Here is a 23,754-nt window from a genome sequence, read left to right as displayed (position 1 = left end):
TCAGTGTGCTGTTAACTATAGCTGAGCATGCCGATGCGGCTTCGTTTGGAGAGCTGTCAGCGCTTATTGATCGGCCCGACGGTTATGCCAGCGCCGGATCACCCAGCGCAGGACAAAGGCGAACACCACCGCACCCACCAGCCAGAGCAGATGTTTCAGATGCTGATCGAGTTTATGCAGCCACGGCGCGATAATGCCGCCCGCAAAATAGCCCAGCGTGACAAAGATCAGCGCCCAGATGGCCGCACCGATGATATTGAGGATAAAAAATTTCATCGGATTGAGGCGGCTGGCCCCGATGATGATGGGACCAATCAGGCGAAAGCCATACATAAAGCGCACGCCGATCACAAACAGGCTAGGACGGCGTTTAATCAGGCGGTTCGCCTTCACCACCTTATCCTGATGCTTTTTAAAGCGGCGCAGGATGCGTGTTCCCCAGCGGCGGCCAACCCAGTAGAGCAGCTGGTCGCCGATGATCCCGCCGCCCATCGCAGCCAGCACCACGCCCGCATAGTGCAGCAGCCCTTCATGGGCAGCCACGCCGCCCAGTAAGGTAAATGTCTCCCCCTCGGCAATACAGCCAATCAACAGTGCCAGATAACCGTACTGCGTAATTAATGCGTTGATATCCAGATGCAAAGTGACACTCCCTGTTCGGTGGCTGTTTCTTCAAGTCTATACGCGAATTGGCTTCGCTTCCGCCCGGGCCGCGCGGGTGCGTTTATTTCTGCTGTTTTTTTGTCCGGTCGCCACGAAAGTTTTGCTGCCGTTTATACTTGAGAAGACGCTGCCCCCAAAGACGCATGCTCATCGGGCGGCCCACTGCATCAGAGGAGTGACTGTATGAACCATGTCTGGGGACTTCTGGCGCATCCGAATCAGGAAATGCGTGACATTAAGCAAGAGAATGAGAGTGTATCGCACCACTATACCCACCATGTTCTGCTGATGGCGGCGATCCCGGTGATCTGCGCCTTCATCGGGACCACTCAGCTGGGGTGGAACCTGGGCGAGGGGCGATATGTGCAACTTAATCTGGCGACCGGGCTTGGGCTCGGGATCCTGTTCTATCTGATTATTCTCGGTGGCGTCGCGGTGATGGGGCGGGTGATCCACTGGATGGCACGTGATTATCCGCAGCGGCCCGGCGTGCAGCGCTGTACCGTCTTCGCGGGTTATGTGGCGACACCGCTGTTTCTCAGCGGGCTGGTGGCGCTCTATCCGCTGGTCTGGCTCTGCGTGCTGGCGGGTGCGCTGGCGCTGCTCTACACCGGCTACCTGCTCTATATCGGCATTCCGCTGTTTCTGAACATCGATCGTGAAGAGAGCCTGCGCTTCTCCGGTTCTACCCTGGCGATCGGCGTGCTGGTGTTTGAAGTGTTACTGGCCCTGACCGTGGTGCTGTGGGGATATGGTCCCCGCCTGTTCTAGACAACCGCTGCCGCCGGCCTGGCGGCAGTTTTCTTTTTACGCCCGGATACACTCTCCCCAGGAAATTTCTTAACCTTCCGCGTATGATGCTGCTGCCAGCCCGCGCGCCGACGTGACTGAGGCGGGCGGCCTGTGTCTCTCTGGCACAGTACATAACACCAACCGGGTTTTTCTACGATGTCTGCAAAAATTCGTTCCAGCCTGCTTTCGCTGGCACTGCTCGTTTCCGGGCAGATTGTTTCACTTCCGGCTCAGGCGACCACCTCCCTGTCGCAGCTTACGCCTATTGCTCAGCCGCAGATTGCCTCTGGCAGTGCGATGATTGTCGACCTCACCAATAATAAAGTGCTCTTCTCCAGTCACCCGGATCGGGTCAGGCCGATTGCCTCTATCACCAAGCTGATGACGGCGATGGTGGTACTGGATGCGCACCTGCCGATGAACGAGATGTTAACCGTCGATATCAGCCAGACGCCGGAAATGCGTGGCGTCTTCTCACGCGTGAAGCTCAACAGCCAGATCAGCCGCCGCAACATGCTGCTGCTGGCGCTGATGTCCTCGGAGAACCGCGCTGCCGCCAGCCTGGCTCATGCCTATCCGGGCGGATACAACGCCTTTATCCGGGCGATGAATGCCAAAGCGCGGTCGCTGGGCATGAAACAGACCCGCTACGTGGAGCCGACCGGCCTGTCGACGCAAAACGTCTCCAGCGCCCAGGATCTGGTCAAATTACTTAAGGCGACGCGCGAATATCCGCTGCTCGGCGCACTCAGCACCACCAAAGAAGAGACGGCCGTGTTTGCCCATCCGAGCTATGCACTGCCGTTCCGAAACACCAACCATCTGGTCTACAAAAATGACTGGCATATCCAGCTGACCAAGACCGGGTACACCGACGAGGCGGGGCACTGCCTGGTGATGCGCACCATGATCAACAATCGTCCGGTGGCGCTGGTGGTGCTGGATGCCTTCGGCAAATATACCCATTTCGCGGATGCCAACCGTCTGCGTAGCTGGATCGAGACCGGCAAAGCCGCGCCGGTGCCTGCGGCTGCGCTGGCGTACAAAAAGCAGAAGTCGGGCCAGGTCGCCAGCAACGGGGACAGCAGTGCCGGCGTGGAGTAAAGAGAGCAGAGAACGTCTGCTGTGTTACCCGGCGTTGTCTGCTGTCTGAGCAGACGCGCCGGGCGAGCCGGGCAGCGGCGTAACGCGCGCGGTCTGCCCGGAATTAGCCCGAAAAATACCCGTTATTCCTATATTGCCATCCCTTGCAAAGTCCTACACTACGCGCGACTGGCGAGGGACGATCGCCTGATATAAGCTGCCGGAATTTTACTCATATGTTTATAAGATCCTTTTTTGCATGGTTAATGCTGACGCTGGTGGCGTTTGCCCCGGCGGTGACGCAGGCGGCGGATGATATCACCGCGGCGGCACAGGAACAGGAACAGGATGCCCAGCCGAAGCTGAATGCTTCGGTTGAACTGCCGAAAATGCAGAAGATCCTCGATAAGATTAAGAGCCAGGTGTCAGGCGACGCGGGCGAAAACAAACTGAATCAGCTGAATGAGATGGCGCTGGAGCTTTCCGGCAATGCCGACACGCTGGGTCAGGCGCTGATCCCCGATCGCCAGCAGCTGGAAGCGCAGTTGCAGGTGCTGGGTCCGGCCCCCAAAGCTGACAGCGGGGTAAAAGAGACGCCGGAGGTGACGCGCAAGCGAAACGCGCTGGAGAGTCAGAAAAGCAAACTCGACGACCAGATCAAGCAGGCAGAGGGCATTAAAAATGGTGCCTTAACGCTGTCGTCGCAGATTGTTAACCTGCGCCGTGACCAGCTGAAAAGTCAGCTGGCGCTCAACTCCGGTACCATTCTCGGTGCGCGTTTCTGGTCTCCCCTGACCAACAGCCAGGACCTGGACGGTGAGAAGATCGGCGAGTTTCTGCAGGAGCTGCAGGACACCGCGGCGCTCTCCTGGGAGCCGGGCTGGCGGATAGGCAGTACGCTCTGGCTGCTGGCGGCGCTGCTGGTGATGACGGTAGGTCGTCGCTACAGCGAGGAGTTTCTCGCCTGGGTCAGCATTCATAAAATGCCGGAAGGCAAACTGCGCCGCAGCTTCCTGGCGGCCGCGATTGCCCTGACCACGCTGGTGGCGGTGGTACTCACCTTTAACTTTATCGCTCTGGCGTTTACCCGCCGCGATGAGGTCTCGGAAAATGTGCAGGACTTTGTCGACCGGCTGGTTCAGCTCAGCGTCTTTTGTGGCCTGATCGCCGGACTGGGGCGTGCGTTTCTCTCTACGCGGCGGCCGAGCTGGCGTTTGCCCACCATCTCCAATGAAGTGGCGCTGGCGCTCAAACCGTTCCCGCCCATTACCGCGGTGCTGGTGTTTATCTTCCAGACGGTGGAGGCCTTTAACTACAGCGTCGGCACCAGTCTGAATACCACCATTTTCGCCAACGGCCTGACGGCGCTGCTGATAGGCAGTACCGCGCTGGCCATCAGCATGCGAACCAACCGCGTTCGTCGTCGCATGACGCTGGCAGGCACGCCGCCGGAAGCCCGCTCTACGCTGGTCGGGCTGATCCAGCTGGGGCTGACCCTGACCGCGCTCGCGATCCTGATCTCGCTGCTGGTCGGTTATGTCACGCTGGCACGCTTCCTGAGTTATGAGGTGATCTGGTGTGGCCTGCTGTTTGGCTCCTTCTACTTCCTGAGCCATCTGCTCAACGATGGCTGTGAGAGTCTCTTTTCGACCAGCAACGCAACCGGCCGCCGCATTCAGAGTTCGCTCAACATCAATGAGCGTCATCTGCAGCAAACCGCCACGTTGCTGACGGCGATTGGTAAGACCATCCTGGTGCTGTTTGTGGCGCTGGCGCTAGTCAACGGGACGTTTGCCTCATCAACGCCGATTGAGCTGCTGCAGAAGGTGATTGAGTTCTGGGGCGGGAAAGGGCTGGAGTCCCTGAATATCGTTCCGGCACACATGGTTAATGCGCTGATCTGCCTGATTGTCGGCATCTATGTGCTGCGCTCGGTGCGCCGCTGGCTCGACACCGACTTCCTGCCAAAAACCACCATGGACGTGGGGATGCGGGTGTCGCTGGTGACGCTGTTCAGCAACATCGGTTACGTGCTGATCATCCTGCTGACCCTGTCGATCATGGGGCTGCAGTGGAACAAGCTGGCCTGGATCGTCAGTGCGCTGTCGGTCGGTATCGGTTTCGGCCTGCAGGAGATCGTGAAGAACTTTATTTCGGGTCTGATTCTGCTAACCGAGCGGCCGGTGAAGGTGGGCGATCTGGTGACCATCAGCGGCATCGAAGGGGATATCCGCCGGATTAACGTGCGTGCCACCGAGATCCAGCTGGGTGACAAATCCACGGTCATCGTGCCGAACTCGCAGTTTATCTCGCAGAACGTGCGCAACGCCACGATGGGCAATGCGCAGGGGGTGGTGACAATTACTCTGACCTTCCCGCTCAACATCGATCCGGTGAAAGTGCGCGATATTCTGCTCGATGTTTACAACGAAAACGAACGCATTCTGGAGACCCCAGAGCCGTCTGTTTCGTTTAAAGATCTGACCCAGCAGGGCATTGTGCTGAGCGTGACCGGTAACGTGGCCGGACAGCGCCAGATTTCCGGCGCCAAAAGCGATCTGTTGTTCGATATTCTGACGCGCCTGCGTAAAGAGGGCATCCTGCTTTCCACACCGCAGACCATGATTATCGAACGCCGTCAGCAGCCGGATGCGGAACCCGAAGAGAAGCTGGTTTAAGGCAAAAGGGCCGGGTTTTATCGGCCCTGATCGTCGTTCCTCGAGCGCAGCGAGGCGAGGAGGCGATCCTCTGCTCTGTCCGGGCGATTGTGCGCGAACGGCTGCCAGTATTCATGGACGACGGGAACCTGCACCGATTCGCCTGCGCCAAGGCCGGTGAACTTCTCTGTCGGCTCCAGCCGGGTTAAACCGCCGACAAGGTGGGTCATTCTGAACTGGTCATGATCGACCCGCAGCCTCTGGTGGACGTTGCTCAGGTAGAGGGCCCAGTGCCGGTCCGTCAGGGCCGGGCCGTTGTTGGTCAGGGTAAGGGTGGCGCGATTGCAGGCGGCGAAGTCGCCACCCACTGCGGCACAGTCGGTGCCATGAAGGGCAGCCTGATTATCGTTGACCTGACAGGTGAGCCTGAAGTGACGGATTGGATTCACTCCCCGCTGAACTGAGGCGCTGCCGTAAGCTGAGGATGTAAGGCTCAGCAGCGTGAGCGCCATAAGGTATCGCTTTAACATCATGATTCATCCCTGCTGAAACGGATAGGGCGCTATCCGTGAGGATTAGCGCTGCCTGAATAAGGCATTCTCTCTTTTTCTGTTATTTTTCAACGGCACTCTATTTTCCGGCTGACGGATGATCAATTGGCAGGGCAATCTTTTGTGAGATATTACGCAGAACAGAATCGCTTTATAAATAATCAGGGAGAATATCAGAAAGGAGGTTAACTGTTTTTAATGCGGATGTTATCTGAATAGCCTTAATCAGCCCGCCGGCTCTGATGAGCAGGCGGGCCGGTTAGCCGATTACGGCTGCTTTACGGCCCAGCCTTTTTGCTTGCTGGTTTTGCCGATGCCGGGATTAAAGCTGTTGGTGGGATCGAGCTGGCGATAGAAGGCCGCCAGCTGAGGTTTCGCCTGATAGAGATGGCCCACATTGTGCTCGGCGGGGTATTCCGCGCCGCGCGCCTGCAGAATCTCCAGCATCTGCGCTTTCAGGGCGTGCACGTCGACACCTTTTCTGACGATGTAATCCTGATGGAAGACGTGACAGAAGAAGTGACCATAATAGAGGCGATGGCTCAGCGAAGCGCGGATCGCTTCAGGCAGCGTTTCAAACCAGTCAGCATCGTTGCGACGCAGGGCGATATCCAGCGCCAGGATATCCTCGACCTCGTCAGCGTGCACCGCGTGATAGCGCACGGCCGCCCCTGCAGCCGCGAACCGATGCAGAAAAGCGTGCGCCCCCTCTTTGCCTTCACACTCAAAGAATTCGCCTCCGCCTTCACGGAAGTAGTCGCGCAGGTAGTTACGCGCTTCCGCAACGCCTTCACCAGACATCTTCAGCATCAGATGATGTTCATATCTGTCGCGATACTGCTTCATGCGTTTGGGCAGATGCGCCGGGAACAGCCGGCTCAGGCGCTGCATCAGGCGGTCGGTGAAGTGCGGTTTAACGAAGGCGAGTTTGTTCAGCCAGGCATCGACCCGCCCCTTCAGCGTGAAGAACAGCGGCATTTTGTCGGTGCCCAGCCTGTCGATCATCAGGAAGGTATCTTTGCCGTAGACCTCCGCAATGTCATAGATGTCGCGGTGCATATATTCACCCGCCACCGGCAGATGGGTGAAGTGCGCCAGAATGTGACGGCGGATATCGGTGAGGACGCCAGGCTCGTTGGTGCCGATATAGAACACCTGCTGCTGGGGTTCGCTGGCAAAGGTGTCCAGTCGCACGGCAAACACCGCCAGCTTGCCGGCACAGCCCGAGGCTTCGAACAGACGGCGCGCATCGGCGTTATAGCGGGCGGGCGTATCGGCATTCACGTCACGCACCCGGTCAGCATATTCGTGGTCAGAGGCGTGGCGGCCATCGTGCTGCACATCACCGGGCTGCCAGCGATCGTCATCCAGCCGGCCCAGAATCTCTTCCGGCGTGCTGCCTAACTCAATGCCCAGATGGTTCACCAGCCGCAGTTTGCCCTCCGCATCGATTCGGGCGAACAGGGCCATTTCACTGTAGGCCGGACCGCGTTTGATCAGCGATCCGCCGGAGTTATTGCAGATGCCGCCCAGGACCGACGCGCCGATGCAGGAGGAGCCGATCACCGAGTGCGGTTCGCGTCCCAGTGGCTTCAGCGCTTTTTCCAGCTGATAGAGGGTGCTGCCGGGGAAAGCCAGCACCTGCTGGCCGTTGTCGATCAGCTGCAGCTTATCCAGCCGCAGGGTGCTGACAATCACCAGCGGGCGGTCGTAGTCGTCGCCGTGCGGCGTCGAGCCTTCAGTCAGGCCGGTATTCGCCGCCTGCATCAGAATGATAACATCCGCCCTGACCAGCGTTTGCAGAACCCGCCAGAGCTCCAGCAGCGTTCCGGGAAACGCCACGGCCAGCGCATCCCCTTCGCCGGAGCGAAAGCCTTTGCGATAGCGGGCGGTCTGTTCAGGTTCAGTCAGCAGATGAGAGGGGCCGACGAGGCGGCGCAGGTCAGAAAGCAGGGCAGAGGTTGGTATCATGAGCAATTCCCTTGTCTTATCAGTGCGCCTTAACTGTAGCACGTCCGCTCATCTCCTCGCAGTGTGACAGCGGCAGGCTACCTGCTATTCTCATCTTGTGGCACACTGCCGCCTGTTAATACGATATTGCGCAGTTACTTAAGAGAACCCAACCTGATGAAATGGATTTACTCTGTTAGTCTCGCTGTTTCCCTCGCGATGCAACCGGCACTGGCTGAGACCGTGCCAGGTCACCACCCGATGACCGAACAGGCGCGGGATGCCTTCGTTAACCAGCTGCTGAAAAAAATGACGCTGGACGAAAAGATCGGTCAGCTGCGTTTGATCAGCGTCGGACCGGATAATCCCAAAGAAGCGATTCGCGACATGATTCAGAAGAGTCAGGTTGGTGCGATCTTTAACACGGTGACCCGCCCGGATATCCGCGCCATGCAGGATCAGGCGATGCAGCTCAGCCGGCTGAAGATCCCGCTCTTTTTCGCCTTCGACGTCATCCACGGCCAGCGCACCATTTTTCCTATTCCCCTGGCGCTGGCGTCGAGCTGGGATCTGGATGCGGTGAAAGAGGTCGGGCGCGTGTCCGCCTATGAGGCGGCCGACGATGGCCTGAATATGACCTGGGCACCGATGGTGGATGTCACCCGTGAACCGCGCTGGGGGCGGGGCTCGGAAGGGTTTGGTGAAGATACTTATCTCACCAGCGAGATGGGCCGCAGCATGGTGCAGGCGATGCAGGGTAAAAGCGCCGCCGATCGCTACAGCGTGATGACCAGCGTCAAGCATTTCGCGCTCTATGGCGCGGTCGAAGGCGGCCGGGATTACAACACGGTGGATATGAGTCCGCAGCGCATGTTCCAGGACTATCTGCCGCCTTATAAAGCCTCTCTGGATGCGGGCAGCGGCGGCGTCATGGTGGCGCTGAACTCCATTAATGGCGTACCGGCGACGGCGGACAGCTGGCTGCTGAAGGATCTGCTGCGCGGTCAGTGGAAATTCAAAGGCATTACCATCAGCGACCACGGCGCCATTAAAGAGCTGATTAAGCATGGCGTCGCCAGCGATCCGCAGGACGCGGTGCGCATCGCCCTGAAGTCGGGCGTCGACATGAGCATGAGCGACGAGTATTACAGCAAATATCTGCCGGATCTGGTGAAGCGCGGCGAAGTCAGCATGGCCGAAATTGATGATGCGGCGCGTCATGTGCTCAACGTCAAATATGATATGGGGCTGTTCAACGATCCCTACAGCCATTTAGGGCCGAAAGAGAGCGACCCGCAGGACACCAACGCGGAGAGCCGTCTGCATCGCGCCGAAGCGCGCGACGTAGCGCGCAAGAGTATCGTGCTGCTGAAGAACCGGCTGGAGACGCTGCCACTGAAGAAATCGGGCACCATTGCGCTGATCGGGCCGCTGGCCGACAGCCAGCGCGACATTATGGGCAGCTGGTCCGCGGCCGGCGTGGCGAAACAATCCGTCTCGCTGCTGCAGGGGATGCGCAACGCCACCGAAGGCAAAGCGACGCTGCTCTATGAGAAGGGCGCCAACGTTTCCGATAATAAGGGCATTCAGGACTTCCTGAACCTCTATGAACCGGCGGTTTCCATCGACACGCGTTCACCGCAGCAGATGATCGATGACGCGGTCGCCAAAGCGAAGCAGGCGGATGTCATCGTTGCCGCCGTGGGTGAAGCGCAGGGTATGGCCCACGAAGCCTCCAGCCGCAGCGACCTGGTGATCCCGCCGAGCCAGCAGAAGCTGTTGGCCGCGCTGAAAGCCACCGGCAAACCGCTGGTGATTGTGCTGATGAACGGACGCGCATTGTCGGTGGTGAATGAAGATCGTATGGCCGATGCGATGCTGGAGACCTGGTTCAGCGGGACGGAAGGCGGTAACGCCATCGCCGATGTCCTGTTTGGCGACTATAACCCGTCGGGCAAGCTGCCGGTCTCCTTCCCGCGTTCCGTGGGGCAGATTCCGATCTACTATAACCATCTGCCCACTGGCCGGCCTTACAACTTTGCTAAGCCGAACAAATATACGTCGCACTACTATGATGCGGTTAACGGCCCGCTCTATCCGTTTGGTTACGGCCTGAGCTACACCCGCTTTACCGTGTCTCCGGTGAAAATGTCGTCGCCGACCATGCCGCGTAACGGCAGCATCGAAGCCAGCGTGACGGTGACCAACAGCGGTCAGCGCGACGGTGCGACGGTGGTGCAGATGTATCTCAACGATCCGGTCGCCTCCATCAGCCGTCCGGTGCAGGAGCTGCGTGGTTTCAAACGCATCATGCTGAAAGCGGGCGAGTCTCAGACCGTGACCTTTAAGATCGACGTCGATGCGCTGAAGTTCTGGAACCAGCAGATGCAGCATGTGGCGGAGCCCGGCAAGTTCAACGTGATGATTGGACTCGATTCCGTTCGTACTCAGGATGCGCAGTTCAACTATCTGTAACCGCCCGCCTTTCTCCTGTGAAAGGGGGTGCGGCGCGTCGTTAGCGTCCTGCTACGGCGCGCCGCGTCATTTCACTATCAGAGCCACCATGATAAATCTGCGAGACCGTATTCAGCAGCAGGTCTTTCGCCTTAACGGCCTGTCGATGAATGAGTTTGACCTCTCCCAGCCGCCTGGCGATCCCGGCCTGTTTGGCCCGGACAGCGTAATCTGGCGCGTTCACGGCGACTTCACCTCCATGATGTGCGGCGGGATCAGCGCGCTGCTGTTGCAGATGCTGCATCCGGCGGCGCTGGCGGGCGTCTGGGATCACTCCAATTTCCGCGAAGATATGATGGGCAGGCTGCGGCGTACCAGTCAGTTCATCGCCGTAACCACCTACGGTAATCAGCAGGATGCGCAGACGCTGATCGACCGGGTGAAACGCATTCACCTTAAAGTCAGCGGCGTCGACAGCGAAGGCAAACCCTATGCCGCCAGCGATCCGCATCTGCTGACCTGGGTGCATGTGGCGGAGACCAGCCGTTTCCTGGCGGCCCATCTGCGCTACAAAAATCCCCACCTCACGCGCGCCGAACAGGATCGGTACTATCAGGAAGCGGCGCTCATTGCTGAGTCGCTGGGCGCGGAGCGGGTGCCGAAAAGCGTCGTCGATGTGGCGGATTATCTGCAGCAGATGCGTCCGGAATTACGCTTTGATGCGCGCACCGCTGAAGTGACGCGACTGCTGATGAATGCGCCAGCCCCGAGCTGGCAGGCGAAGCCGGTGATGAAAGTGATGCTGATGTCGGGGTACGGGCTGATGCCAGCATGGGCGCAGGCGATGTCCGGCCGTGAGACAGGGCGCTTTCAGCAGGCGATGATTGATCGAAAGATTAATGCGATTGCGGTCGGGTTGCGCTGGTCGATTCAGAGAGGAGCCTGGTATCGGGCGATGGTGAGGATGGGGAGGGAGGTAAGGTGAGAGGTTCACCAGAAAAAGCGGGTTATTGCCGTTTATAAGAAGATCATCTAACCGTAGTCGTTAATAAAAAGTTTTAAGTAAAGGCTTTCGTTCAGACGGTCATTTAAATGGCGTTAGCCACCTCTGACTGATAGTAAAGATAGTAATGTCCGTTTTTGCCAACAGAGCAAGTTGCCGCTTGAGAAGCAAACACGTATATAATTGCGTTAGAATGACTGCACGTTTTAAAGATGAAAGGTAGTGCACTATGATAGTTAGTGAATCAGATCTGTTGAAGTCGGGCTTTACTGATGCTGATTTGAAAAAAATCAAAAATAATCTTGAAAGCTACGGTGGTACGCTGGATGAGGCTGTAGTGGATTTAAAAAACAGATTCAGAGTGCTATTGTGGATTGTTTCCGCCTGCACGCTCGTATTTATATTTCTTCTCAGTTTCTCAACTAAGCCATACATCTTAGGCGGTGGCCTGTCACTGCTTATCGGGATAGTCTTAGTGACGTTTATTCAACCGCCAGTTCTGGCCTGGAAGTCATGGCGCTACTGGCGGTTGAAAAAGGCTTAGTGTCATCGGTTACTTACGCTGAGTAAATCGAATGTCACCTTAGCTGTTACACCCCAGCCGATTATTTTCATGGTCAGCTTTGGGCGACTTATGGTGTCAATTTCACGAGTGTAATCACGGGCCATCCATCTGTATAGTCGCCATGCGCCGGGCTTTCTCGCCAGCCCCCAGACGCTGTAAATACTGGCTGAAAGCGTTGCCATATTGTAAAAAGCCAGTCCTGACTCTGCTTTAAATCCCATGAATTTCGCAGCCTGCATTACACCATCGGCAAACATACCTTCTGTTTGCACGTCAGACAGGCTGGTAATAAGTTCTTTGGACAGGCCATTAAGCCCGTCCACAACGAGAACGGCACCAGCCAGTACGCCGACAGGTGTCATTGTCGAGATCATCAAACCACCGCCGACAACAGCAAAACCTGAAATCACGACACGAACAGCGGAAATCAAGTAACCCACAATTTTGTTGTTTTCACGCAAAAATTCTACTTTGGCGTAGAGTTCTGCTGTCCTGGAACGCAATAATCGCCCCTGCTCTTCAAGGTTCTCTGTTTCAGATCTGAGGTTCCTGACGCACTCCAGGCATTCTTCATCAGACTTAGCCTGACGGGCAGCAGTGAACTGCTTGTCGATAACCGATTTTATTTCCTGAACAAATTGTATACGGGTAAGCCCATCCTTGAGATGGAAAGCAGACAGCCTATTAGCTGTTTTGATTAGCTTTCTGGCTTCAAGGTTGACCATTGTTTCAGCCCAGGCTTTATTCCTCCCACCCGAGCGCATCATTTCAAGCAAGACTGCGTCCATTTTTATCTCCCTATGCATCGCATCTTCGATAATACTCTTTGATTATTAGCTGTAAACAGCGGCAGGTTGCTCCGTCGGTCATCAGCAGGGGTAATAATAAGCAGCGTACCCTGACCGTCATTATTGAACAGGATGCGCGCAACGCCTGTTTTTACATCTGGCTCACCGACCTGTTCCTTAGTCAGTATGCGGTGTGCGTCTGCTGGCTACGAAATTAAAGGGGTACTGATAATGCGCTTTATTTTACCTGTTTTTATTTTTGTTTTTTGTGTCATCGCCATATCAAAAGCTATTGCTCTCATCGTGCCTGTAGAGTTCTTTTATGCCATTGCAGATGTTTTTCATATCAATGGCGATGAGGCAATCCCCGACTTTGTACTCACAGCCAATATCGTTGTTTCTGTCCTGATGTCTGTTGCGCTTTTATGGATGCTGAAACGTATTTTCAGAAAGCATTGAGCAGGGTTGTACACGTACCTGCACGCGTTTTCATTGTGCTGATTTTATCACCCGACAGAGTGTGGTTTAGTAAACAGCCGAAGCTCCCTCTCTGTTTTCCCCGTTTTATCCTCAATAAAGGAGTCAGAATAATGGAACATCACTACACATCGCGCATCTTCTGGACCGGCAATCTGGGAACGGGGACGTCGGGTTATAAAGCGTATGCAAGGACGTGGGATATCGCCATCAGCGGGAAAGAGGTCATCCATTGCTCCAATGATCCCCTGCTGGGTGGCGACGCCAGTAAAATGAATCCTGAAGACCTCCTGATATCCTCTCTTTCGGCATGCCATATGCTCTGGTATCTGCATCTGGCTTCCGATGCCGGGATCACGGTTCTCGGCTATGAAGACTCTCCCTTAGCGACAGGTGAAATATCAAAAGGCGGGGCGGGGCGCTTTATTTCGGCGGTGCTGAGACCGACGATCACGGTAGCAGAGGGGACAAATCTTGATGCAGCCACGGCTATTCACCATAAGATCCATAAAGTCTGTTTTATCGCCAGATCGGTGAATTTTCCTGTCTCCTGTGAACCAGAATTTATCATCCGTCAGGCGTAGAACACGCATCTGTGCCTGTTCTGAAACGTCGCGGTTTTTACTGATTTCACACCGCGACTTTTCTTCATCGCTCTCTTTCCCGTCTTCCGAAACGGGGCGTCCCTGAACCGCATCCTCTCTCCCGTTCCCGGTCATCAGTGCACCGCCGCTGAGCAACAGCTGGCTCTGAAGCGCGGCGTGTCCTGAAAGTAAAATATTTGTGATTAACATCGTATTTACATTAAGCGCCTCCTTTTTTTGCTGGCTGAACTTTATCCGCTGAGCCTATAGTGAATTTATTCAGTAAAACTGAGTTTTATCAGGCAAAACAATGCGGTTCGGGTCTGTTCACCTGTCCGCCACGCGAAAAAATGTCGGGATCTGATTTTAATCAGAAGGTTAAGAGGACGTTATGGAGATTGTTAATGCACCGCATCTGCCCGTTCGGGAAGCGTGGCTTGCGCGTCATCATGAAGAGGCGCTGATGCCCGGACTTCCGGTCGTGGATGCGCATCATCATTTGTGGGATCGCCAGTCAGGCCGCTACCTGGCACCGGAGCTCAGCCAGGATATCGAACAGTCCGGTCACCGGGTTCTCTCGACGGTGTATGTTCAGTGCCGCTCCATGCTGCGCCGTCACGGGCCTGAAGCGTTCAGACCCGTCGGAGAGGTCGAGTTTGCAGGCGGTTGTGCCGCGATGTTTGAAAGCGGTCACTATGGCGAAGCCGCAGGTTGTGAAGCCATCGTTGGCGGTGCCAGCCTGCTGGCTGGGGACGACCTGCTGCCCGTCGTGGAACTCATGCTGGCGCGATCGGGAGGACGACTGCGCGGGATGCGGAATCCGCTGGCCTGGCATCCTGATCCCCGCGTCAGCTCCAGTCCCGTCACGCCGCCTGCCGGTCTGGCGGCCAGTGACGCATTCCGGCGCGGAGCAGCCTGCCTTGCCCGCAACGGACTTTCGCTGGATGTCTGGGTTTATCACACTCAGCTCGATGAAATTGCCGGACTGGCCCGCGCGCAGCCCGATCTGTTGGTGATTGTGGATCACTGCGGCGGACCGATTGGAACGGGGCCTTATGCCGGTAAACAGGATGCCGTTTTTCAGGCGTGGAAAAAGGGGATTATCGCCCTAGCGGCGCTGCCCAACGTGCGCATCAAAATCAGCGGTTTTGGCATGACGGTCATGGGCTATCCCTTTGCACAACACGACACACCACCTGACTCCCTGACGCTCTCCCGGGCCTGGCAACCGCTGTTTGAAACGCTGGTTGAGGCATTTGGCGTGCAGCGCTGCATGTTTGCCAGCAACTTCCCGGTCGACAAAGGCATGTTCAGTTACGGTGTGTTCTGGAATGCCTGCAAAAGGCTGGCGGAGCAGGCTTCTGCGGCCGAACAGGCGCATCTCTTCTGGCGCACCGCGGCATCAACCTATCGCTTATCCTCCCTGGAGAATATGGATGAATATGAAATCAAAAGTGCATGAGGCGCATCCTCTCGATGCGGACGCCTCCGGTTCAGTGCTCTCCTATTCCTCGGCTGAAAAAAGGACCCTGGCGCTGGGCGGGTTAGGGTGGACATTTGAAAGCTACGACTCTTTTTTGCTCTCTCTGCTCTTACCCGTGCTGGGCGTGGTATTTGGCCTCGGCAAAACGGAACTTGGCGTGTTTATCAGCGCCACGGCTGGCGGGCAGATTATTGGCGGCATCCTGTTCGGGCTGGTGGCCGATAAAATCGGACGCGTAAGAACGGCCCTGATCTGCATCGCCATCTATTCGCTTTTCTCCGGTCTGCTGGCGTTTTCCCACAATCAGCAGATCTTTACCTTGCTGCGATTCTGCGGTGCGCTCGGGATGGGCGGGATGTGGACATCAGGCGCGGCGCTCATCGCTGAAACCTGGCGTCCGGAGCGCCGTGCGCGTGGCGGCGCACTGATGCAGATGGGGCTACCGGTGGGCGCAATCCTGGCGATTGGCCTGACGGCACTGGTCACGGCAATGACCGGGGGGCTGGAACACGGGGGATGGCGCTACCTGTTCATGATTGGCGCCTTACCGGTTTTTATCATGATGGTTATTGCGTACATTACGCCCGAATCGCCGGTATGGCTGGCGCGCCAGCAGGAACGCGCACAGCGGCAGACTAAAAAGGCCAGCGCCGGCAACACGAACATCAAAGGGTTGCTGCTGGCGTTTACCTTTATCTTCTTCATTCAGTATCTGTTCTGGGGGGTCTTCACCTGGACGCCCACTTACCTTCGTGAAGTAAAGCATCTCGATTTTCTTCACAGCCTGAAGTTTGTGCTGGCCCTGCAGACCGGTGCGATTGCGGGCTTCCTGGTGTTCTCACTCATGGCCGATAAATGGGGACGCCGGCCGATGTTTCTGCTCTATCTCCTGATCGGTGCGGTCGCGGTCGGATTATATCTGGTGACGACGCAGCCGCTGATTCTCATGGTGGCCATCTTTATGGCCGGTTTCGGGGTTAACGGTATTTTCGCCGGTTCCGGCCCCTTCCTGGCCGAGATTATTGGCGACACCCAGTCACGCGGCTTTCTGATGGGCCTGGCTTACAACGGGGGGCGTCTGGGCGGCTTTATCGCGCCGCTGCTCATCGGCTATGTGGCCAGCATTGGCGGCTTCACCGCCGGGCTGGCCACCACCGTGCTGGCCTTCGTCGCCGCGATGATTGTGGTCTGGATGGCACCAGAAACAAAAGGCGTTAAGCTGAAGTAAATCAACGGGCAGAGTCGTTCCGGAAGCGACCTTTGACGGGGAGAACAGATGTTCAGCATTTCAGAAGTCGATAAAGGAGATAGCGACCTGGTGCGCCTGGTCGGCGAACTTGATGCTTTTCAGCGCGAACTCTATCCGGCAGAAAGCAATCACTGTCTGGATCTCTCAACCGTCGGTGATGAGCAGCTGAAGTGCATCATCGTTCGTGATGAGCAGGGCTTGCCGGCAGGGTGTGGGGCCTTACTCTTTCAGGAGGCGGGCTTTGCAGAGATCAAGCGGGTTTATATCCGGCCGGCCTACCGGGGCAGGAAGCTCGGCGAGCAGATCATCGCCGCCATCGAGACGATAGCTTCAGAAAACCGTTCGCGCGAACTGCGGCTTGAAACCGGGATTCATCAGCAACCGGCTATCGCACTCTATCGCCGATGCGGGTACGCACTATGCGAGGCGTTCCCACCCTATATGCCCGACCCGTTAAGTCTGTTTATGCGCAAACGACTTTTATAAGGCCATCTCGCCACTCAAGCGCGCTGGCTTACGCTAACGCCATGGCAGCCTCTGATGTTGCTGATGCTGCTGCTGCTCATACCCGATCGCCGGAAAGGATGTCGCTTAGCAAATCATGGGGAAAAATGGTGTCGGCGGTGTCTCTGAGCTCTTCTGCTGTCCACCAGTGGTAATGCTGTATGACGCGCTTTTCATGTTGACTCCACCCTGAACAATCAATCTCTGTCTCTTCCGCACGAATGAGAAAGAAGCGCTCTTCAGCGAGCACGGTCTCTCCATCGGGCAGCGTCATCGGAAATGTTCGGGACGCGAAAGCCGCGCCTGCTGAGTGGCGAATCAGCCCGGTTTCTTCCCGCAACTCCCGTAGCGCGGCCTGCTCAAAGGTTTCCTGCGATTCAAGCCCACCGCCAGGTGTCGCCCAGTATGATCGGCCACTTAACGCATCATCGTGACGAGAAAAATAAAACAGCAGAACATGCTTTTCCGGTGACAGAACAATCAGGCGGGATGAGGGACGACGACGCATAAGACCTCCTTGCTGAAAACGCGGTAAACGAACTTTTCCTGCTATCTGAACATAAATGAGCGTCTTAATCGCCCGACAATGGCAGGATTATTTATCCCGGGTGTAAATAGTGATCGCAGGCCACTTTGAGACTATTACCCTTGTCTCCGCGTGCAGCAGTCACGATCCTGCTCTATTCTCGGGGAAAATGGATTCCTCCAGGCTTTGTCGAGGCACTATGACGTACAAATCCCTGATTGCTGAAGTCCACAATCAGCAGCGCACCCTCACCGCTATTGTCGAACAGGATGCGCGCACCGCCTATTTTTACATCTGGCCCACCGACCTGTTCCGCAGTCAGTATGCGGTGCGCGGCTGCTGGCTGCGAAACCTGCTGCCCGCACCGGCGCAGGAAGATCGCGAGGCGATGGAGCAGGGCATTGCGCCGCTGCTCAGCGCCGAGTATTGCCGTAACCTGGAAGCGGAGCCTGCACTGAATCCCGCCGGGCTGCAGGTTCTCTGGGAGCCGAGCGATGATGGCGCGGCGCTCTGGTATTACGGTCAGCTGCTGGCGGTGATCCCCGGCTGGAGTCTTTACCAGGATAAGCAGGTCAGCTTCTCTGCGGGCTGCATCAAAAAGAACCGGCTGACGGCCCCGCTGGGTTCGGCTTCGACCAATGACTACTATGCCCGTGCAGAGCAGCAGCGTCAGTTCTGGCGCGAATGGCACGATGGCAGCGAGTGGGACAAGGTTCAGCAGGATCTCATGGCCTGCTATCAGAGCCGCTTTGGCGAGTCGGTGAAATATTACGCGATCGATCAGGGGAGCTGGCCGCCGATGGCGATCTCCCAGCACTGGCATCAGGGCGTCTGGTACTTCCTGACCATTGGCATGAGCATCCGGCCGATGCCGCAGGTCGACTACCTATTTGATGAGCTGGCACCGCAGTATCGCCGTATCGAGCTGGGGATGGCGGTGGATGGCGAGGTCATGACCGAAGGCAATGCGGTGCAGATGGCGAGTGCTCTGGCGGAGTTTGTGCATCTGCCGTGGGCGCGCCTCACCTGGCTGGGGGAGGGGCATACGCTGGCATCAGAAGTCGCGCCGGTCGGCTTTGAGAGCTTCCTGCTGGCAAATGAGCTGGCCAGCGAACCGGCACAGTTTAAACTGCCCAAGCGCGATGGCGATCGTCCCACACTGCTCTGGACCACGCCGATCACCGAAGCCGAGCGGCAGTTCGCCCAGGCGGATGAGCATGGCGGTCAGAAGTTACGGGAATTGTTAACCGCTGGCGGCAGTAACCACATCTTCCGTCCGCGTCAGGAGGTTGTCGATTCAGAAGGCTAGGCCAGGCAAAACAGGCCTCTCCGCCCCTTCCCCGGCTCGGGCCGGGGAGGTGATAATCCCTCAATGAAATTAAATTTTCACAAAAATTAAACATTTATTAATTCTGTGATCCCGCTCACCTCAAGTTCCCCGTAAGCGAGCCGTTAACCCGGATCAGGCAATCGCGCCATACCAGGTTCAGGGGAACAAAGATGTTTAAAACAACACAATCCCGCTTTACCGCAACAATGATCGCGTTCTTTGTTGCGCTTTTACTCGTTACAGTTTGGGTCATCAATCAGTTTGTCGCACCGCAGCTGGTCGACAGCGAAAGCCGTCTGGTGCGTTATCAGGTCGATTCACTGGCCTCCGGTATTGTCGAGCAGATGAACCGTGTTCAGGCTCAGCAGCGTGCGATTACCGAAGCGGCCTCCGTCATGGACAGCGCCACCATTGACACCCTGTTACCGACGCTGGTTAACCAGTATCAGGACAGTAATGTCTTCGGCGGCGGCATCTGGCCGTTGCCAAATCGTCGCGATCCCGCCAAAGAGAAAAACAGCAGCTTCTTTGCCCGCAATGCCAGCAACGAACTGCAGGTCAATACCTACTGGAACTCCGATGCCGCCGACAAATACTGGGAGCAACCCTGGTACAAGGATGGCCTGGCCGCCCCGAAAGGGCAGTGCGCCTGGGCAAAAGCCTATCAGGATGCCGCCAGCCCACAGCCGCGAACCAACTGTGCCATGGCGATCTACCGCAACGGAACCGTCTGGGGGGTGGCAACCATCGACGTGACGCTGGGATTCTTTAACCAGCTGGCGAAGCAGATGGGCGAAACCATTCAGGGCAACGTGCTGATCGTCGAAGCGGATGGCAAAGTTGTCGGTAACGGTGCGCTGGTGAATGCCGCGCCGAAGCTGGAGAACCTGGCCGATGTGCAGACGCCGATGGCAGCGCCCCTGAAAGCGCTGCTGAGCGGGGCGGGCACCCAGCCACTGGAAACCACCTATGACAGCAGCGAAGGCGAGCAGACGCTGTTTCTGCAGGCCATTCCCGGCAGCCCATGGTTTCTCGCCAGCAGCCTGCCGACCAGCCTGCTGAAAGCGCAGTCGCATAACATGCTGACGCGTCTGGGCCTGGTGCAGATTCCGCTGGCGGTGATCCTGCTGCTGGTGTCGCTGGGCTTTGTCCGCGCCATGATGAAGCGTCTCAGCGTGCTGAACAGCAACATCGAAGCGCTGTCGACCGGCGGCGCGGACCTGACCCAGCGTCTGCCCGCCAGCAACAGCCCGGAGTTCAACGCCGTTGCGCAGAGCTTTAACCAGTTCATCAGCTATCTGCAGGGGTTAATCCAGCAGGTGGGCGACAGCGCGCTGGCGATCACTGCCGCGTCGCGCGAGATCGCCAGCGGCAACGCCAATCTCTCTTCGCGCACTGAAGATCAGGCCAGCTCGATTGTGGAAACGGCGGCGTCGATGGAGCAGCTGACCGGCACCGTGCGTCAGAACGCCGATAACGCCACTCACGCCAACCAGCTGGCGGGCGATGCCTCGCAGGTTGCCGCACGCGGTTCAGAAGTGGTGCGTCAGGTCGTCACCACCATGGGCGAGATCCACCATTCGTCACGTAAAGTGGTCGACATCATCAGCGTGATCGACAGCATCGCATTCCAGACCAATATCCTGGCGCTGAACGCCGCCGTCGAGGCAGCCCGTGCCGGTGAGCAGGGGCGCGGTTTTGCGGTGGTGGCGTCAGAAGTGCGCAACCTGGCGCAGCGCTCAGCCAATTCGGCGCGTGAGATTAAAAAGTTAATTGAAGAGTCCGTGGCGAACATTGATACCGGCAGCGCGCTGGTAGAGCAGGCGGGTCAGACGATGGATGAGCTGATGCAGGGCGTCAGCAGCGTAACGACGCTGATGAGCGAGATCATGTCAGCCAGCCGCGAACAGAGCATGGGGATCGAGCAGGTTAACGTGGCGATTACGCAGCTGGATGGCACTACCCAGCAGAACGCCGTTCTGGTGGAGCAGGTTTCTGCTGCGGCTCAGGCGATGGAGGCGCAGAGTACCCAGCTTGAGCAGGTGGTGCAGAGCTTCCGGCTGTAATTCTTCCTCAGGCCAGCGTTGCTGGCCTGATTTTCGTCTGGCGTCATCCGCTTACCTCTGCCCGATAAGGGTAAAAATTCCTTTCTGTTACGCCCAAACCGCGAATCTTGTGCCAGAATAGTTGAGAATAATCTCAAGGAAACGCCATGTCTGCTATTGAAGTTATCCTCGTTGACCACCTCGATCGTCCCACCGGCAAAATGGAAAAGCTGGAAGTGCATGAAAAAGGACTACTGCACCGCGCGGTGACGGTCTACGTCTTCAATTCCCGGCAGGAGCTGTTACTGCAGCGGCGCGCCAGCGATAAATATCACTGTGGTGGCTTGTGGAGTAATACCTGCTGCGGGCATCCGTATCCTCATGAATCGACCCGTGACGCCGCTGAACGCCGCCTGCGCGAAGAGATGGGCATGGTGGTGACGCTGACGCCGGTGTTTGAGCTGAGCTACAACCTGAAGCTGAGTAATGGCCTGACCGAGCATGAATATGGTCACGTCTTTTTTGCCGTCTGCGACAGCCTGCCGCAGCTCAATCCGCAGGAAGCGGACGCCTTCGATTATCGCCCGATGGCGTTGATTGAAGAGCAGATGCAGCAGCAGCCAGAGCAGTTCACGCCGTGGTTTTTGCATACCTTCCCGCGTATCCCGGACTATCTGGAGCAGTTTCCTTTCCCGGCCGTTACGGCATAAAAAAACCGCACTGAGGTGCGGTTTTCCTGCGCTCTGTCCACGCCCGCAGCGCGGATTATCGCGGCAGCTCAAAATCCTCTGCATCCACATCATAACCCGATGGTTCCCAGCGGATGGCCAGCAGGGCCAGCAGTCCGGCCAGCGGGGCCAGGAAGATCACCCAGAACACGCCGGTGCCGAGCGCCGCAACCAGCACCGGGAACAGAAACAGTGAAACGGTCGAACTGCCGCGCATCAGCGTCTGATTGAAGCCGACGCCCACACCCCGCAGCGACGTAGGGTAGCTGAGTGACGCAAAGGTCATGGTGTGCGAGCCGGGCCCGAATCCCTGACCAAACAGGAACAGCGCCAGCATCCCGATCGCGACAGCCGCTTCCTGCCCCCCTTCCGGGCGACCAATCAGCGCCAGCCCGAGCAGCGCCACACACTGACAACTGTAACCCGCCACCGACATCTTCCAGGCACCCAGACGCGGCACCAGACGCACCGCCAGCAGCCCGCCCACAAAGGCGAACAGCAGATTCAGCGCCAGCGACACCAGAATCGTGGTCAGCATCGACTGGGCAAAAAAGCTGGTGATGATCACCGGCAGGCCAAATGCGACGGCGTTATAAGCAAAGGATGAGGCGATAGAGGTAATGGTCGCCAGCAACGTGCGGCGGCGGTAGACGCCCTGCAGCAGCGCACCATAGTTGCGCCAGCTCGCCCTGCGCACCGGCGTAACCGGCGTCAGCGCGGCATCGGGTGCCACCTGCGCGTTGATATTCCATGCGCTGCGTAAGATCGCCGCCGCTCCTTTCAGGTCGCCCTGATTGGCCGCCCAGACCGGCGACTCACTCATGTAACGACTGCGGATAGCGATAATGACTATCGCCGGCACGGCTCCAAACCCCAGGATCAGCCGCCACAGCCAGTCGGTATGGCTCTCCGGCAATACCGCATAGAGCAGCAGCACCAGCAGATATGAGATACTGATCGCTGCGTACCAGGTCGGGCACCACATCGCCACGCTGGCGGCTTTATTCCCCTTACCGCGCAGCTTCGAAAACTCCGCCAGGAAGGCCATCGCCACCGGCAGATCGATGCCGACACCCAGGCCCATCACAAAGCGCGCTGCACCCAGCACATACTCATTGGGAGCAAAAGCACAGGCGATAGCCGCGACGACGAAAAAGAACATATCGGCCATAAAGACCCGATAGCGGCCAATCTTATCGGTGAGGTAGCCGCCGAGCAGCGCACCCACGATCGCCCCGAAGGTAATCGCGGAGGCGATCATGCCGGTGCCGGTCGGCGTAAGATGAAATTCGCGCGTCACATCTTTGATGCCAAAAGCCAGCGCACCCAGATCGTAGGCGTCAAGAAACACGCCTCCCAGCGCAATCGCCACCACGATGCGGGCATTATTGCGGGCGCTGTCGCCGCTGTTCACTAAACGGGAGACGTCAGCGGCGCTGCGAATCCATTGCGTTTCCCCGGCGGGCGAACGCCCGGCAGTCGCCACATGGGCAGAAGAAGTCAGGTCGGACATGATGTTATGCGTCTTTTATTATAAAAACAGATTTTCGAGAATAGCCGTTTAGACGCCCAGACGTAAATTCATTTGAGTTATATAAAATTATTTTATAATCTCAAATCGTTATCAGCTTGCGAGAAAGTCAGCGGCATCACCGCCGCGCCAGGCTACGCTTTTAAGGCAGAGAATTTACCGCTTCGCGCCCTGCCAGCATCGACTCACAAAGCAGGAGAGCAGTCTGATCGCTCAGGCGCACCATTGACGCCTCGCGAAAACATCACGCTATAACAACACGCGATAATGCGATAAGGAAAAGGTCATGGTCAGAATTCGGGGTTGGATCGGCGTCAGCGCCTTACTGCTCAGCATCGGGGTAGCACAGGCAGCCGATCCGGTGCGGGTCGGCTCAAAAATTGATACGGAAGGCTCGCTGCTGGGAAATGTGATTCTTCAGGTGCTGGAAAAGCATGGCGTGAAAACCGTGAATAAAATCCAGCTCGGCACCACTCAGGTGGTGCGTGGCGCGATCACGGCGGGCGAACTGGATATCTATCCGGAATATACCGGCAACGGCGCGTTTTTCTTTAACGATGAAAAAGACAGCGCCTGGAAGAATGCCGCCCAGGGCTATGAAAAAGTGAAAAAGCTCGATGCGGAGAAAAACCATCTGGTCTGGCTGACACCGGCACCGGCTAACAACACCTGGACCATCGCTGTGCGAAAAGATCTGGCCGAAAAGAATCAGCTTACCTCTCTGGCCGACCTCAGTGCCTGGCTGAAAAAGGGCGGGACCTTCAAACTGGCGGCGTCGGCAGAGTTTATTG

Annotated in this window: 21 protein-coding genes and 1 pseudogene; 16 read left to right on the top strand and 6 right to left on the bottom strand. The window is 57.2% G+C overall.

Translation table 11 applies throughout. The annotated features are described in order from the left end of the window. Window positions 1-63: 63 nt before the first annotated feature. Window positions 64-642, bottom strand: coding sequence for a DedA family protein (locus tag CKF42_RS05220; RefSeq protein WP_009091308.1), 579 nt, complete (start codon window positions 640-642; stop codon window positions 64-66). Window positions 643-846: 204 nt separating this feature from the next. On the opposite strand from CKF42_RS05220, the gene CKF42_RS05215 reads away from it, so the two are divergent. The 3 genes from CKF42_RS05215 (at window position 847) to CKF42_RS05205 (ending at window position 5,216) form a co-directional block, all read left to right on the top strand. Next, entirely contained in the window at window positions 847-1,434 is a 588-nt protein-coding gene (locus tag CKF42_RS05215; RefSeq protein WP_009091306.1) for a Yip1 family protein, read from the top strand. Between the two features lie 177 nt (window positions 1,435-1,611). After that, window positions 1,612-2,559, top strand: coding sequence for a D-alanyl-D-alanine endopeptidase (gene pbpG, locus CKF42_RS05210; protein ID WP_009091304.1), 948 nt, complete (start codon window positions 1,612-1,614; stop codon window positions 2,557-2,559). Window positions 2,560-2,774: 215 nt separating this feature from the next. Then, the gene (locus CKF42_RS05205) at window positions 2,775-5,216 is read left to right on the top strand and encodes a DUF3772 domain-containing protein (RefSeq protein ID WP_009091303.1); all 2,442 of its coding nucleotides are present in this window, start codon (window positions 2,775-2,777) and stop codon (window positions 5,214-5,216) included. 17 nt (window positions 5,217-5,233) lie between these two features. Here the strand turns inward: CKF42_RS05205 and CKF42_RS05200 are convergent, their stop codons facing one another. Then, entirely contained in the window at window positions 5,234-5,728 is a 495-nt protein-coding gene (locus CKF42_RS05200) for a carbohydate-binding domain-containing protein (RefSeq protein WP_233501028.1), read from the bottom strand. Between the two features lie 285 nt (window positions 5,729-6,013). After that, a complete protein-coding gene (gene dld / locus CKF42_RS05195; RefSeq protein ID WP_046101465.1) occupies window positions 6,014-7,717 on the bottom strand; it encodes a D-lactate dehydrogenase in 1,704 nt (567 codons plus the stop codon). Between the two features lie 156 nt (window positions 7,718-7,873). On the opposite strand from dld, the gene bglX reads away from it, so the two are divergent. The 3 genes from bglX to CKF42_RS05180 all read left to right on the top strand — a co-directional run bounded on the left by bglX (window position 7,874) and on the right by CKF42_RS05180 (window position 11,697). Then, entirely contained in the window at window positions 7,874-10,171 is a 2,298-nt protein-coding gene (bglX, locus tag CKF42_RS05190; RefSeq protein ID WP_009091300.1) for a beta-glucosidase BglX, read from the top strand. Between the two features lie 88 nt (window positions 10,172-10,259). After that, window positions 10,260-11,135, top strand: coding sequence for an oxygenase MpaB family protein (locus CKF42_RS05185; protein ID WP_111207704.1), 876 nt, complete (start codon window positions 10,260-10,262; stop codon window positions 11,133-11,135). A gap of 247 nt (window positions 11,136-11,382) precedes the next feature. Continuing rightward, window positions 11,383-11,697 carry a hypothetical protein gene (locus tag CKF42_RS05180; RefSeq protein ID WP_111207703.1) on the top strand — a complete coding sequence of 105 codons (315 nt, stop codon included), beginning with the start codon at window positions 11,383-11,385 and terminating at the stop codon, window positions 11,695-11,697. 2 nt (window positions 11,698-11,699) lie between these two features. Here the strand turns inward: CKF42_RS05180 and CKF42_RS05175 are convergent, their stop codons facing one another. Beyond that, the gene (locus tag CKF42_RS05175) at window positions 11,700-12,506 is read right to left on the bottom strand and encodes a DUF4225 domain-containing protein (protein WP_111207702.1); all 807 of its coding nucleotides are present in this window, start codon (window positions 12,504-12,506) and stop codon (window positions 11,700-11,702) included. 80 nt (window positions 12,507-12,586) lie between these two features. Here CKF42_RS05175 and CKF42_RS21495 point away from each other — a divergent pair. From CKF42_RS21495 to CKF42_RS05150, 6 genes and pseudogenes are all read left to right on the top strand, one after another. Beyond that, window positions 12,587-12,721, top strand: a pseudogene (locus CKF42_RS21495) (suppressor of fused domain protein); the annotation flags it as partial. 16 nt (window positions 12,722-12,737) lie between these two features. Then, entirely contained in the window at window positions 12,738-12,965 is a 228-nt protein-coding gene (locus CKF42_RS05170) for a hypothetical protein (protein ID WP_046101469.1), read from the top strand. 131 nt (window positions 12,966-13,096) lie between these two features. Then, a complete protein-coding gene (locus CKF42_RS05165) occupies window positions 13,097-13,567 on the top strand; it encodes an OsmC family protein (protein WP_111207701.1) in 471 nt (156 codons plus the stop codon). 391 nt (window positions 13,568-13,958) lie between these two features. After that, window positions 13,959-15,029 (top strand): amidohydrolase, encoded by a 1,071-nt coding sequence (locus CKF42_RS05160; RefSeq protein ID WP_111207700.1) that lies wholly within the window; start codon window positions 13,959-13,961, stop codon window positions 15,027-15,029. Further along, window positions 15,004-16,278: an MFS transporter gene (locus CKF42_RS05155; RefSeq protein ID WP_111207699.1), complete on the top strand. Its 1,275-nt coding sequence runs from the start codon at window positions 15,004-15,006 to the stop codon at window positions 16,276-16,278. The genes CKF42_RS05160 and CKF42_RS05155 overlap by 26 nt, the downstream gene beginning before the upstream one ends. A gap of 48 nt (window positions 16,279-16,326) precedes the next feature. Continuing rightward, a complete protein-coding gene (locus CKF42_RS05150; protein WP_111207698.1) occupies window positions 16,327-16,785 on the top strand; it encodes a GNAT family N-acetyltransferase in 459 nt (152 codons plus the stop codon). Window positions 16,786-16,861: 76 nt separating this feature from the next. On the opposite strand, the gene CKF42_RS05145 is transcribed toward CKF42_RS05150, so the two are convergent. Continuing rightward, a complete protein-coding gene (locus CKF42_RS05145; RefSeq protein WP_111207697.1) occupies window positions 16,862-17,311 on the bottom strand; it encodes an NUDIX hydrolase in 450 nt (149 codons plus the stop codon). Window positions 17,312-17,528: 217 nt separating this feature from the next. Here CKF42_RS05145 and CKF42_RS05140 point away from each other — a divergent pair, with 217 nt between their 5' ends. The 3 genes from CKF42_RS05140 to idi all read left to right on the top strand — a co-directional run bounded on the left by CKF42_RS05140 (window position 17,529) and on the right by idi (window position 21,414). Next, a complete protein-coding gene (locus CKF42_RS05140) occupies window positions 17,529-18,638 on the top strand; it encodes a suppressor of fused domain protein (protein WP_009091285.1) in 1,110 nt (369 codons plus the stop codon). Between the two features lie 191 nt (window positions 18,639-18,829). Continuing rightward, complete coding sequence (locus CKF42_RS05135) at window positions 18,830-20,725, top strand: methyl-accepting chemotaxis protein (protein ID WP_046101475.1); 1,896 nt, start codon at window positions 18,830-18,832, stop codon at window positions 20,723-20,725. A gap of 146 nt (window positions 20,726-20,871) precedes the next feature. Continuing rightward, the gene (gene idi / locus CKF42_RS05130; protein ID WP_009091282.1) at window positions 20,872-21,414 is read left to right on the top strand and encodes an isopentenyl-diphosphate Delta-isomerase; all 543 of its coding nucleotides are present in this window, start codon (window positions 20,872-20,874) and stop codon (window positions 21,412-21,414) included. A gap of 55 nt (window positions 21,415-21,469) precedes the next feature. Here the strand turns inward: idi and CKF42_RS05125 are convergent, their stop codons facing one another. Next, entirely contained in the window at window positions 21,470-22,945 is a 1,476-nt protein-coding gene (locus tag CKF42_RS05125) for an MFS transporter (RefSeq protein WP_111207696.1), read from the bottom strand. Window positions 22,946-23,249: 304 nt separating this feature from the next. Between CKF42_RS05125 and CKF42_RS05120 the strand changes: the two genes are divergently transcribed. After that, on the top strand, window positions 23,250-23,754 hold a 505-nt coding region (locus tag CKF42_RS05120), incomplete at its 3' end, for a glycine betaine ABC transporter substrate-binding protein (protein WP_304598453.1).

It is taken from the genome of Pantoea sp. ARC270 (assembly GCF_003236725.1).
GTDB lineage: Bacteria > Pseudomonadota > Gammaproteobacteria > Enterobacterales > Enterobacteriaceae > Pantoea > Pantoea anthophila.
This window is presented reverse-complemented; position numbering and strand designations above follow the sequence as displayed.